The organism is Cronobacter muytjensii ATCC 51329 (assembly GCF_001277195.1).
GTDB lineage: Bacteria > Pseudomonadota > Gammaproteobacteria > Enterobacterales > Enterobacteriaceae > Cronobacter > Cronobacter muytjensii.
Genome location: NZ_CP012268.1, coordinates 3,319,656 through 3,332,173, shown reverse-complemented (window position 1 = coordinate 3,332,173; position 12,518 = coordinate 3,319,656). Strand labels below are relative to the sequence as shown.

Genomic DNA, 12,518 nt, shown 5'->3' with positions numbered 1-12,518 from the left:
ACGGTTGAATCCCCACCGTTAGCCCGCATAACAGGTTCAGACCACATGATGACGATTTTTTAGTGGAGACGTTTAGATGGGTAAAATTATTGGTATTGACCTGGGTACAACCAACTCTTGTGTAGCGATTATGGATGGCACTCAGGCTCGCGTGCTGGAAAATGCGGAAGGCGACCGCACCACGCCTTCTATCATTGCATACACTCAGGATGGTGAAACTCTGGTAGGTCAGCCGGCTAAACGTCAGGCAGTGACTAACCCGCAGAACACCCTGTTTGCAATCAAACGCCTGATCGGCCGCCGCTTCCAGGACGAAGAAGTTCAGCGCGACGTGTCCATCATGCCGTACAAAATCATTGCCGCGGATAACGGCGATGCATGGCTGGACGTAAAAGGCCAGAAAATGGCCCCGCCGCAGATTTCCGCGGAAGTGCTGAAAAAAATGAAGAAAACCGCCGAGGATTACCTGGGCGAGCCGGTGACTGAAGCGGTCATTACCGTTCCGGCATACTTCAACGACGCGCAGCGTCAGGCAACCAAAGACGCTGGCCGTATCGCGGGTCTGGAAGTCAAACGTATTATTAACGAACCGACTGCCGCAGCGCTGGCTTACGGTCTGGATAAAGAAACCGGCAACCGTACCATCGCGGTATACGACCTGGGCGGCGGTACGTTCGATATCTCCATCATCGAAATCGATGAAGTTGACGGCGAAAAAACCTTCGAAGTACTGGCGACCAACGGTGATACCCACCTGGGCGGCGAAGACTTCGACAGCCGCCTGATCAACTATCTGGTGGAAGAGTTCAAGAAAGATCAGGGCATTGACCTGCGCAACGACCCGCTGGCGATGCAGCGCCTGAAAGAAGCGGCCGAAAAAGCGAAAATTGAGCTTTCTTCCGCGCAGCAGACCGACGTGAACCTGCCGTACATCACTGCAGACGCAACCGGTCCGAAACACATGAACATCAAAGTGACTCGCGCGAAACTGGAAAGCCTGGTAGAAGACCTGGTAAACCGTTCTATCGAGCCGCTGAAAGTCGCGCTGCAGGACGCTGGCCTGTCTGTGTCTGACATCAACGACGTTATTCTGGTCGGCGGTCAGACCCGTATGCCGATGGTCCAGAAGAAAGTGGCTGAGTTCTTCGGCAAAGAGCCGCGTAAAGACGTTAACCCGGACGAAGCTGTCGCTATCGGCGCAGCGGTGCAGGGCGGCGTACTGACCGGTGACGTGAAAGACGTGCTGCTGCTGGACGTGACCCCGCTGTCGCTGGGTATCGAAACCATGGGTGGCGTGATGACTCCGCTCATCACCAAAAACACCACTATCCCGACCAAGCACAGCCAGGTGTTCTCGACGGCTGAAGATAACCAGTCCGCCGTGACCATCCACGTGCTGCAGGGTGAGCGTAAACGCGCTGCTGATAACAAATCTCTGGGTCAGTTCAACCTGGATGGTATCAACCCGGCGCCGCGCGGCATGCCGCAGATCGAAGTGACCTTCGACATCGACGCCGACGGTATTCTGCACGTGTCCGCGAAAGACAAAAACAGCGGCAAAGAGCAGAAAATCACCATCAAGGCTTCTTCTGGTCTGAACGAAGACGAGATCCAGAAAATGGTGCGCGAAGCGGAAGCGAACGCAGAAGCTGACCGTAAGTTCGAAGAGCTGGTGCAGACCCGCAACCAGGCGGATCATCTGGTGCACAGCACCCGCAAACAGGTGGAAGAAGCAGGCGATAAACTGCCGGCTGATGACAAAACCGCTATCGAATCCGCGCTGACCGCGCTGGAAGCGTCCCTGAAAGGCGAAGACAAAGCGGATATCGAAGCGAAAATGCAGGCGCTGGCGCAGGTTTCCCAGAAGCTGATGGAAATCGCTCAGCAGCAGCATGCTCAGCAACAGGCAGGCTCCGCTGACGCTTCTGCGAACAATGCGAAAGATGACGACGTCGTTGACGCTGAGTTCGAAGAAGTTAAAGACAAAAAATAATCGCCCTGATGCAGGGTAGATAACACTGGCACGGGCGTAGGAGTTTCTCCACGCCCGTGCACGCATGTCAGGGGCAGATAAAAAATGGCGAAGAAAGACTATTACGAAATTTTAGGCGTCCCGAAAACGGCGGACGAGCGTGAAATAAAAAAGGCGTATAAGCGCCTGGCCATGAAATATCACCCGGACCGTAACCAGGGTGATAAAGAGGCCGAAGGGAAATTTAAAGAGATTAAAGAAGCCTACGAAATTCTTACCGACGCGCAAAAACGCGCGGCCTACGACCAGTATGGTCATGCCGCTTTTGAACAGGGCGGTATGGGCGGCGGTGGTTTCGGTGGCGGCTTTGGCAACGGCGCTGACTTCAGCGATATTTTCGGCGATGTTTTCGGCGATATCTTCGGCGGTGGACGCGGTCGTCGCGCCTCACGTGGCGCGGATTTACGCTACAACATGGAGCTGACGCTGGAAGAAGCGGTACGCGGCGTCACAAAAGAGATCCGCATCCCGACGCTGGAAGAGTGTGAAGTCTGCCACGGCAACGGCGCTAAACCCGGCAGCCAGCCGCAGACCTGTCCGACCTGTCATGGTGCAGGCCAGGTGCAGATGCGTCAGGGCTTTTTCGCCGTACAGCAGACCTGTCCGCACTGTCAGGGCCGCGGTACGCTTATCAAAGATCCGTGCAACAATTGCCACGGTCATGGCCGTATTGAGAAAACCAAAACGCTGTCGGTGAAAATCCCGGCGGGCGTCGATACCGGCGATCGCATCCGTCTGGCGGGTGAAGGCGAGGCGGGCGAACACGGCGCGCCAGCAGGCGATCTGTACGTTCAGGTGCAGGTGAAACAGCACCCGATCTTTGAGCGCGAAGGCAATAACCTTTACTGTGAAGTGCCGATTAACTTCGCGATGGCGGCGCTGGGCGGCGAGATAGAAGTGCCGACGCTGGATGGCCGCGTGATGCTGAAAGTGCCGAGCGAAACCCAGACCGGCAAGCTGTTCCGCATGCGTGGAAAAGGCGTGAAATCGGTACGCGGCGGTGCGCAGGGCGACCTGCTGTGCCGTGTCGTGGTGGAAACTCCGGTTGGGCTTAACGATCGCCAGAAAGCGCTGCTTCAGGAGCTGCAGGAAAGTTTCGGCGGGCCGACCGGCGAAAAAAACAGCCCGCGTTCCAAAAGCTTCTTCGATGGCGTGAAAAAGTTTTTTGATGACTTAACCCGCTAATCATTCTGTTTTTACGAACAGTGAAAATCAGCCTGAAATGGTTTCCGCCATTTCAGGCTTTTTTCTACGATTTTACTTACTATTCTGAATAGCGTTTTGCCATCATTATTGGTCTCGTTATTGTTTACATCTCGCTGCCATCGATCCCGCGTCGTTGAAATTTGATAAAAATCGATTTTTTGGCGAGGCAAATTGATTTTGCCAGTGAACGCTGAAACTTATATTTTGTTACTTTTACCGACGGCAGGATACGCTGACGCATGAAGAAGAAAAGCGGTGCCAATGAGTTTGATTATAATCTCATCAAAGTTTTTGACGCCGTCATCACCGCAGGAAATGCGGCACGCGCCTCTCAACAACTTCAGGTCACGCCTGCCGCTATCACGCTCGCTATTCAGCGCCTGCAGCAAACCTATGACGAAGAACTCTTTATTCGTACCCGTGAAGGTCTGACGCCGACGCCGCGCGCCAGGGAAATTCACCGTGCCTACAGCAAGGCGGTGGATATTATCAACGCGACTTTTGAGCGTACCGCGACAATGCCGGCGCGGTATGAAATGAAAATCACCGGAGATGATGTCAGCGAGCAGTATTACTTCGCCCAGCTCTTCGATATGGAACTGTTTGAGCGATTTCGCCTGCATTACCTTTCCTCTACCGGCAAAAGCTTTTCACGCCAAAGCAATGACTTACAGGCAGGGAAAAGTGACTTGTTGTTATCAACACACTATTTTAGCGAGCCGGATATTGAGCAAACCATTATTGATCAGTACCGTCAGTATACGGTGATTTGCAATACCCGGAATCCTCTTTGTGAATTGCCGCAGTTATCTCTGGCTAACCTTTACGCTTCACGACACGCGGTTTACCACCCCTACAAAGTAAAAACCGCCTTAAAAAAAGATATCAAAAGTAATGATGGACTCTCATTTTTTAACAATCAGTTTTCTGTCAGGTATTATACAGATTCGATAAATGGTTTATTAAGTATCATTGAAAACTCATCGTTAATAGCAATACTGCCATTAAAAATAGCCCGCTTTTTTCAGGCACAAGGAAAATACCGAATCGCTTTAATTGCACTGCCCGATGAAATAGACATTGAAATAATTAGAGTTTATGCCGGATGGCATCGCGATAACGCGCAGCGAGATCAGATAAAAGAGGTTATAATCATGCTACAGACGCTTATTAATTATCGTAAATAGCCTGTTCCGAACTTGTAAATCACAGCCATCTCTTTTCATGACTAAAAAACTGTTCCTCCATTAATAAGAGTGTACGTCCCGCAGTGAGATGAAATGATTACCTTACTACTGATTAGGGTGCTAACTTTATTGCATCGCCAGATGGCGTATTCATTTATCGTTCACTAATTATCGAGGTTTATCATGTCTATTGCAGCGCATATCCCCACGCCAAAACTGGTTTTGGTTGAACTGGAAATTTTATTAACCATTATTGCTATCGGCGGTTGGGGCGGCTTTGTCAGCTATCTGATGAAGTGTGAAAAAAGTCAAACCCATAAAGATATTATGGACTGCCTGGCGCAGATCGCTATCTCATGTTTTACCGCCTTTCTGTTAAGCGTGGCGGCGATTGACCGAAACATGAGTTTTAATATGGTACTGATGCTGGCAGGTCTTGGCGGGGTATTTGCAACACCGATACTGCGGATACTAAGCGAGAGAGTAAAAAGCTTTTTGGGCGGCACGTCCCTGTTAAAATAAACCAGCAAAAGCCCGCCGTGATAGCGGGCTTTTCTTTTCCGTCCTCAGGACATCGTGACCCTTTCACGCAGCCAGCCGTAAATAAACGCCTCGTTAGCTTCCCGTTTTTCCGTTATATCAAGATAATAGTCGCCTTGCGTACAGTTCAGCGCCCGTACCAGCACGATTTCGCCTTCTTTGCCTCGTTCATCCAGGTAACGTTTTAAGGCCTCAAGCGTATTTTTCCCGATAGCGCCATCCACGACCAGATCGCCATAAAGCTTCTGCTGGCGATTAAAAGCATTGAGCCAGCGCTGTAGCCAGCGGGCGGGGATCGCGGGGCCGATATTAGTGCCTGCATCGCAAAGCTCAAACGCCACGGGGAGCGAATACTGAGCGACGCGGTTAAAACCCGGGGCTATCCAGTAATCTTGTTCCAGTATGTTGTATGCCTCTTCACGGGTGAGTGCGCGCATATCGCCTTTATAACCGTGCGCTCTGGCGGTTTTCTCGGTAATGCCCCACTTTGTGGGACCACCGAGATCGGCTGGATGATTCACATAATTCCCTTCGATGTTCAGGATGCCGTCAATGACAGGATTCATAATGGTTCCTCGCAGCAGAAATTCAGGGGTGGCTCACATCCATCAAAGTAAAAAGCGCCAGTACGCAGACAACAAAAACGGCGAACAACGCCATCGTCCACCACGTGCGTTTAGGTTTCTTATTGTTTTCAACTGTCAGCAGGTCGACAGGGATCTCATCGTTCACTTTGATGCCAAGCTTGGGCACAGTGACGAACAAATCATTGATGCCGAGCGTGCGCAGATCCCGACGTAGCAGGTAAAGCACCTGCGTAAGATTAGCGTCGCTGATGTACTGACCACGACTGCCCCAGAGTACCGCGGCGATTTGTTGTTTTTCGATAATGCCATTTTTTGCGTTTTCAATAATGAAGCTCAGGCAACGTGCGCGCATGGTTGTCATTTTGATGACGCATGCGTTATCCGTGTTTTTTAATTCGTTATTAGCCTCTGTAAAAATACAATTGCGATTAATAACATAGCTTTTCATATATCACCTGTTGACAGATATAAATATATGGCGGGAAGTTCCTTTAGCGATTTAGAGAGTAAAGTTCAGCTTCGTTATTTTCCATAGCCCGCATTAAAAAAAGTGGTTTTATTTAACGAAACGACAGTTCAGATCACGATTTGCCACCGTTATTAAATGCTTTTTAAGTGACAATTAAAGTGTGCTTAATCTTTAATACATTATATATTTTGAATCATAGTGTTGATATTTAATGGTAATTTCAAAAAAATTTTCGTTAAGTTTAATCTTTTTTAATAAGTTTCATAAATGCGCTTATTTTTTATTGGAGTTTTATTTGATGTGATTGGCGCGATGTTTTTTGTCCACGCATGATAGTTAGCGCAGAAAGTACTGCACTCACTTTTCACGAAGGAAAATAAACATGGCTACAAGTAAATTAATTCAGGGCGACAGCCTGACCGAAACCAGTAACGCTGCAGATGGGTTTAATCCGGCCAGTGAAGCTGAAAAATACAGCTATACATCAGCCCGCGTGGCAAAGCCGGTATACAATAAATATAAGTCTGCTAATAAGCCTAAAGTATTTGGTTATTATACCGACTGGTCCCAGTATGATGGACGCCTCCAGGGCGACGATACCCCATCCAATCGTGGGCGCGGCTACGATCTCGCAAAAGTGTCGCCCACCGCGTATGACAAGATCGTTTTCGGTTTCCTGGGCATCGTCGGCGATAAAGGCGAAAAGCAATACACGATTGAAAACGCCGCTCGCCTGACCAACAAAAACACGAACGAACCGACGTTCCTTGATCCATGGGGCGATTTTCAGTCTTACGTTAACTGCGGTCACAGCACCAGCGGCTGGGATATCGATCCGGCTACCGTCACGCAGGCCACCACCAAAGGCCTGCTCGGCGGTCTGCGCGATCTTCAACAAAGAGCGAAACAGCAGGGACATACCCTTGCGCTTTCAATGAGTATCGGCGGCTGGACCATGAGTAACGGTTTTCATGAGATGTCGAAAACCGACTCTTCGCGTAAAACCTTCGCCGCAGGCGTGGTCAAACTGTTTAAGCAGTTCCCGATGTTCAGCGAAGTGGATATCGACTGGGAATACCCGAACGCTGAGGGCAATGGCAACCCGCATGGCCCGGAAGATGGCGCCAACTACGCGCTGCTTATCGCTGAACTCAAAAAACAACTCAGCGCGGCAGGACGCAGCGACGTAAAAATTTCTATTGCCAGCTCGGCCGTCGTGTCTACGCTCGAATATTCTAATGTCAAAGCGCTCATGGACGCAGGCCTGTACGCCATTAACGTCATGACCTATGACTTCTTCGGCACGCCGTGGGCCGAGACCCTGACGCACCATACCAACCTCACCCCGCTTACTGCGGGCGGCTGGAGCATCGAAGCGGTCGTGGATTACCTGATTGCCGAAGGTTTCCCTTCCGAACGTATTAATATCGGTTACGCCGGTTATACCCGTAACGCCCGCAATGCGATGATTGAGAGCTTCTCGCCGCTCAAAGGCGCGTATACGCCGGGCAACGGCACCACCACCGGGACGTTCGAATCCGGCAGCACCGAATGGTACGACACCATTTACAACTACCTGGATCTGGAAAACCAGAAAGGACGTAACGGCTTTAACGTCTATACCGACAAAGTCGCCAATGCGGATTATCTCTACAACCCGCAGAGCAAACTCTTTATGTCGCTGGATACACCGCGCTCGGTCAAAGCCAAAGGCCAGTACGCCGCGTCGCGTAATCTTGGCGGTCTGTTTACCTGGACTATCGACCAGGATAACGGCGTGCTGGTGAATGCCGCGCGTGAAGGGCTGGGGTATGAGATCGAGACCCAGACGGTCGATATGAAGCCGTTCTATTTTGAAGGCATTAACGTTTCTGAACCGGATAGCGGCAGCAGCGATAACGAACCGCAGCCGGCAGTAAACCATGCGCCCATGGCGGCTATTCAGCTACGCGTGGTCGGCGGGTCGCGTATTCAGCTTTCCGGCGAGGCATCCCGCGATGAAGATAACGACGCGCTGAGCTTCAGCTGGGGCGTGCCGTCTACCATCAGCGTGGCGGATAAGAGCGCTGCCGTGATTGAATTTGACGTGCCGGTCGTCACGCAGAGCACCGATTTCCAGTTCACGCTCTTCGTGCGCGACAGTAAAAACGAGCCCTCTTCGCAGCAGCGTTTTGTGGTGACCGCCGTGCCGGGTAGTGCGTCGTCTGATGGTGACACGCCAGCCCCGACCCCGACGCCCGAACCGGAACCGACTCCAACGCCGACGCCGACGCCAACCCCAACCCCAACGCCGGATAATAGCGGTTCCGGCGGCGCACCGTATCCGCTCTGGAGCGCCAGTACGGTTTACGGCGCGAAATGGGGCACTTTCGAGAAGGTGAGCTGGAAAGGCCATAACTATCAGGTTAACTGGTACTCGCAGGGCGATCAGCCGGATCTTAACAGCGGGCCATATCAGGTCTGGACTGACATTGGGACATACTGATCTTCACGACATAGTTCCGCTTTTCCGCTCAGCCCGTGTTTGAGCGGGTTTGAGGCCCCGGGTAGGGATTACCGGGGCCTTTTTTATCGCTATCGTTAACAACGCCGCGTCATTGTTCTCATTAATTCGTTTTAGCCGATCTTTATGCGCAGAATAAACTGCTTTTCCGATGAGTAAAGGTCGCTATCCTTATACATACCGAAAGTAAGTGAACAGGTCATCTCAATATTCTGGATGGACAATGATGATAAAAGCGGTACAACGTTTCTTTAAAAACGAGGCTGCGGGCGGCATCGTACTCATCGCGGCGGCTGCGCTGGCCATGTTGCTGGCCAATATGAGCGCCACACACGACCTCTATGAAGGCTTTCTTAGCACACCGGTGGAGTTACAGGTCGGGGCGCTGGAGATCAAAAAGAACATGTTGCTGTGGGTGAACGACGCCCTGATGGCCGTGTTCTTTTTGCTGGTCGGGCTGGAGGTTAAGCGTGAACTGGTGCAGGGCTCGCTTGCAAGCCGCCGGCAAGCCTCGCTGCCGGTGATTGCCGCGCTGGGCGGCATGGTCGTTCCGGCCGCGCTCTATCTGGCCTTTAATTATCAGGATCCGATCACTCGCGCGGGCTGGGCTATTCCTGCGGCGACCGATATCGCGTTCGCGCTGGGGATCCTGGCGCTGCTCGGCAGCCGCGTGCCGCCCGCGCTGAAAATCTTTCTGATGGCGCTGGCGATTATTGATGATCTGGGCGCGATTGTGATTATTGCGCTGTTTTACACCAGTTCGCTGTCAATGGTGTCGCTGCTGGTGGCGGCGGGCGCGATCGCCGTGCTGGCGCTCCTGAATATCTGCAACGTGCGCCGCGTCGGAGTTTATATTCTGGTAGGCGTGGTGCTCTGGACCGCGGTGCTGAAATCTGGCGTTCACGCCACGCTGGCGGGCGTGATTATCGGCTTTTTTGTGCCGCTTAAGGCAGAAAAGGGGCATTCGCCCGCCGGCACGCTGGAGCACGCGCTGCATCCGTGGGTAGGTTTTATGATCCTGCCGCTGTTCGCGTTCGCCAATGCGGGCGTTTCGCTTGAGGGCGTTACGCTGGCGGGCCTGGCATCACTGCTGCCGCTGGGTATTATCGCCGGACTGTTTATCGGCAAGCCGCTTGGCATCAGCCTCTTTTGCGCGCTGGCGGTCAAGCTCAAATGGGCCACGCTGCCGCCGGGTGTCACGCAGAAAACGATTATGGCCGTCGGCGTGCTGTGCGGCATCGGTTTTACCATGTCTATTTTTATCGCCTCGCTGGCGTTTGGCGATGTTGATGCCGCGCTGGTGACCTGGGCGAAACTTGGCATTCTGGTCGGGTCATTACTGGCTGCGGTCACCGGCTATTTGCTGCTGCGCGGCCATTTGTCGGGTACGCGTTAGCGCCCGCTTTATCACGCGGCCTTCCGGAGTGAAGGCCGCTCCGCTCTCAGGGAGTTCAGGGAGAATGCGCTCATGTCTCACATCAACTACAACCACCTGTATTACTTCTGGCAGGTTTGCAAAGAGGGCTCGGTCGTCGGTGCCGCCGAGGCGCTGTACCTCACGCCGCAAACCATTACCGGGCAGATAAAAGCGCTGGAGGAGCGGCTACAGGGCAAACTGTTTAAGCGTAAGGGAAGGGGGCTTGAGCCCAGCGAGCTGGGACAGCTGGTGTTTCGTTACGCTGACCGTATGTTTACCCTGAGCCAGGAGATGCTGGATATCATCAATTACCGCAAAGAATCTCATTTGTTGTTTGATGTCGGCGTGGCGGACGCGCTCTCTAAACGGCTGGTGAGCGGCGTACTGGACGCGGCGGTAGTGGAAGATGAACAAATTCATCTGCGCTGTTTTGAATCGACCCACGAGATGCTTCTGGAACAGCTCAGCCAGCATAAGCTCGACATGATTATCTCCGACTGCCCCATCGACTCCACGCAGCAGGCGGGGCTGTTTTCCGTGAAAATCGGCGAGTGTAGCGTGAGTTTCTGGTGTCAGAATCCGGCCCCGACGAGGCCCTTCCCGGCGTGTCTCGAAGAGCGACGGCTGTTGATCCCGGGGCGTCGTTCGATGCTTGGGCGCAAACTGCTTAACTGGATCCACTCGCAGGGGCTGAAGGTGGAGATCCTCGGCGAGTTTGACGACGCGGCGCTGATGAAAGCGTTCGGCGCGGCGCATAACGCCGTGTTTGTGGCGCCAAGCCTGTACGCGCACGATTTTTATGAGGATGACAATATCGTCGAGATAGGGCGGGTGGATAATGTGATGGAAGAGTATCACGCGATTTTTGCGGAGAGGATGATTCAGCACCCGGCGGTGCAGCGTATCTGCAATCGCGACTACTCGGCGCTGTTTGTGCCGCCGAAATAAAACCGCAGCCATAAAAAAACCCGCAGATGCGGGTTTTTTTAACAAGCTGCTTTAAACAAGCTTCAACGAATGGCGATTAAGCCAGTTTGTTGATCTGCGCAGTCAGGTTAGCCTTATGACGCGCGGCTTTGTTTTTGTGGATCAGACCTTTAGCAGCCTGACGATCCACGATTGGTTGCATTTCGTTAAATGCTTTCAGTGCAGCAGCTTTGTCGCCAGCTTCAATCGCTGCGTATACTTTCTTGATGAAAGTACGCATCATAGAGCGACGGCTTGCGTTGTGCTTACGGGCCTTTTCAGACTGAACGGCACGCTTCTTAGCTGATTTGATATTAGCCAAGGTCCAACTCCCAAATATGATCTATGTGGACAATTCAAAGGCCGAGGAATATGCCCTTTCAGCCTTCTTTTGTCAATGGATTTGTGCAAATAAGCGCCGTTGTTATGCGGCGCTCGTTACGTAGTGATGGCGCAAGATTCTACCAGCTTGCCTCGTGCGAATACAGTCTTTGTGGGACAAAATTCGCGTTCAGCGTGAAACCGTTGCGCAGCGCGATGAAATCCTTGTCAGTTTATGGCTGACAGGGCCAAATCGTCGGTTAACCTTAAAGGCTGTACAAGGTATAATCCGACGATTTTCACTGTCCTGAGCCAGTCATGAAGCTGATACGCGGCATACATAATCTCACCTCTGAGCATCACGGTTGCGTGCTGACCATCGGCAATTTCGATGGCGTGCATCGTGGTCACCAGGCTTTGCTGAGCGGGCTATGCGCGCAAGGGCGCGAACGCGGCCTTCCCGTTATGGTCATGATTTTCGAGCCGCAGCCCCTTGAGCTTTTCGCCGCGGATAAAGCCCCTGCGCGGCTGACGCGGTTGCGTGAAAAGCTGCGCTATCTCGCCCGTTGCGGCGTGGATTACGTGCTGTGCATTCGCTTCGACCGCCGCTTTGCCGCGCTGACGGCGCAAAACTTTGTAAGCGATCTGCTGGTGGAGCGCCTCGGGGTTAAATTTCTGGCTACCGGGGATGATTTCCGCTTTGGCGCTGGTCGCGAAGGGGATTTCTTGTTATTACAGAAAGCCGGGCGCGAATATGGCTTTGAAGTCACCAGCACGCAAACGTTTTGCGATGAAGGTGTGCGCATTAGCAGTACTGCGGTGCGTCAGGCGCTCGCTCAGGATGATTTAGCGCTGGCGGAAAACCTGCTCGGACGGCCTTTCGCTATCTCCGGGCGCGTCGTCCACGGCGACGCGCTGGGGCGTACCATAGGTTTCCCGACGGCGAACGTACCGCTGCGCCGTCAGGTTTCGCCTGTGAAGGGCGTCTATGCGGTGGAAGTGCTGGGCATCAGCGATAAACCGCTGCCTGGCGTCGCCAATATCGGCACCCGCCCGACGGTGGCTGGCGTGCGTCAGCAGCTTGAAGTTCATCTGCTGGACGTTGCAATCGACCTCTACGGCCGCCATATAGATGTAGTGCTGCGTAAAAAAATACGCAATGAACAGCGGTTTGCCTCGCTTGATGAACTCAAGGCGCAAATCGCCAGAGACGTGATCACCGCCCGCGACTTTTTTGGGCTACCGACACCGGCGTAACGCCTGAATCGGCTAATTATCAAACCGAAATAC

Annotated in this window: 11 protein-coding genes; 8 read left to right on the top strand and 3 right to left on the bottom strand. The window is 52.7% G+C overall.

The window, feature by feature from the left end; translation table 11 throughout:
* Positions 1-76: 76 nt before the first annotated feature.
* The 4 genes from dnaK to AFK63_RS15275 all read left to right on the top strand — a co-directional run bounded on the left by dnaK (position 77) and on the right by AFK63_RS15275 (position 4,947).
* The gene (dnaK, locus tag AFK63_RS15290) at positions 77-1,993 is read left to right on the top strand and encodes a molecular chaperone DnaK (protein WP_038865009.1); all 1,917 of its coding nucleotides are present in this window, start codon (positions 77-79) and stop codon (positions 1,991-1,993) included.
* A gap of 84 nt (positions 1,994-2,077) precedes the next feature.
* Entirely contained in the window at positions 2,078-3,217 is a 1,140-nt protein-coding gene (gene dnaJ / locus AFK63_RS15285; RefSeq protein ID WP_038865007.1) for a molecular chaperone DnaJ, read from the top strand.
* Between the two features lie 260 nt (positions 3,218-3,477).
* A complete protein-coding gene (locus AFK63_RS15280; protein ID WP_038865005.1) occupies positions 3,478-4,425 on the top strand; it encodes a LysR family transcriptional regulator in 948 nt (315 codons plus the stop codon).
* 183 nt (positions 4,426-4,608) lie between these two features.
* Complete coding sequence (locus tag AFK63_RS15275) at positions 4,609-4,947, top strand: phage holin family protein (RefSeq protein ID WP_038865003.1); 339 nt, start codon at positions 4,609-4,611, stop codon at positions 4,945-4,947.
* Between the two features lie 44 nt (positions 4,948-4,991).
* Here the strand turns inward: AFK63_RS15275 and AFK63_RS15270 are convergent, their stop codons facing one another.
* Together AFK63_RS15270 and AFK63_RS15265 are read right to left on the bottom strand one after the other, a co-directional pair.
* Entirely contained in the window at positions 4,992-5,531 is a 540-nt protein-coding gene (locus tag AFK63_RS15270) for a glycoside hydrolase family 108 protein (protein ID WP_038865001.1), read from the bottom strand.
* 22 nt (positions 5,532-5,553) lie between these two features.
* Positions 5,554-6,000 (bottom strand): winged helix-turn-helix domain-containing protein, encoded by a 447-nt coding sequence (locus AFK63_RS15265; RefSeq protein ID WP_038864999.1) that lies wholly within the window; start codon positions 5,998-6,000, stop codon positions 5,554-5,556.
* A gap of 403 nt (positions 6,001-6,403) precedes the next feature.
* Between AFK63_RS15265 and AFK63_RS15260 the strand changes: the two genes are divergently transcribed.
* From AFK63_RS15260 to nhaR, 3 genes are all read left to right on the top strand, one after another.
* Entirely contained in the window at positions 6,404-8,506 is a 2,103-nt protein-coding gene (locus AFK63_RS15260) for a glycosyl hydrolase family 18 protein (protein ID WP_038864998.1), read from the top strand.
* 241 nt (positions 8,507-8,747) lie between these two features.
* Entirely contained in the window at positions 8,748-9,920 is a 1,173-nt protein-coding gene (gene nhaA, locus AFK63_RS15255) for a Na+/H+ antiporter NhaA (protein WP_038864996.1), read from the top strand.
* Between the two features lie 72 nt (positions 9,921-9,992).
* Positions 9,993-10,889: a transcriptional activator NhaR gene (gene nhaR, locus AFK63_RS15250; RefSeq protein WP_038864994.1), complete on the top strand. Its 897-nt coding sequence runs from the start codon at positions 9,993-9,995 to the stop codon at positions 10,887-10,889.
* A gap of 76 nt (positions 10,890-10,965) precedes the next feature.
* Here nhaR and rpsT read toward each other — a convergent pair whose 3' ends face one another.
* Positions 10,966-11,229 (bottom strand): 30S ribosomal protein S20, encoded by a 264-nt coding sequence (rpsT, locus tag AFK63_RS15245; RefSeq protein ID WP_001518655.1) that lies wholly within the window; start codon positions 11,227-11,229, stop codon positions 10,966-10,968.
* A 317-nt stretch (positions 11,230-11,546) separates the two neighbouring features.
* Between rpsT and ribF the strand changes: the two genes are divergently transcribed.
* Positions 11,547-12,485, top strand: coding sequence for a bifunctional riboflavin kinase/FAD synthetase (gene ribF, locus AFK63_RS15240; RefSeq protein WP_038864990.1), 939 nt, complete (start codon positions 11,547-11,549; stop codon positions 12,483-12,485).
* Positions 12,486-12,518: the final 33 nt, after the last annotated feature.

Excerpts from the sequence above, each read along its gene's own strand:
- AFK63_RS15260 (WP_038864998.1), top strand. The coding sequence starts at position 6,404 with ATGGCTACAAGTAAATTAATTCAGGGCGACAGCCTGACCGAAACCAGT.
- AFK63_RS15265 (WP_038864999.1), bottom strand. The coding sequence starts at position 6,000 with ATGAAAAGCTATGTTATTAATCGCAATTGTATTTTTACAGAGGCTAAT.
- dnaJ (WP_038865007.1), top strand. The coding sequence starts at position 2,078 with ATGGCGAAGAAAGACTATTACGAAATTTTAGGCGTCCCGAAAACGGCG.
- dnaK (WP_038865009.1), top strand. The coding sequence starts at position 77 with ATGGGTAAAATTATTGGTATTGACCTGGGTACAACCAACTCTTGTGTA.
- AFK63_RS15280 (WP_038865005.1), top strand. The coding sequence starts at position 3,478 with ATGAAGAAGAAAAGCGGTGCCAATGAGTTTGATTATAATCTCATCAAA.
- AFK63_RS15270 (WP_038865001.1), bottom strand. The coding sequence starts at position 5,531 with ATGAATCCTGTCATTGACGGCATCCTGAACATCGAAGGGAATTATGTG.
- nhaR (WP_038864994.1), top strand. The coding sequence starts at position 9,993 with ATGTCTCACATCAACTACAACCACCTGTATTACTTCTGGCAGGTTTGC.
- AFK63_RS15275 (WP_038865003.1), top strand. The coding sequence starts at position 4,609 with ATGTCTATTGCAGCGCATATCCCCACGCCAAAACTGGTTTTGGTTGAA.
- ribF (WP_038864990.1), top strand. The coding sequence starts at position 11,547 with ATGAAGCTGATACGCGGCATACATAATCTCACCTCTGAGCATCACGGT.
- nhaA (WP_038864996.1), top strand. The coding sequence starts at position 8,748 with ATGATGATAAAAGCGGTACAACGTTTCTTTAAAAACGAGGCTGCGGGC.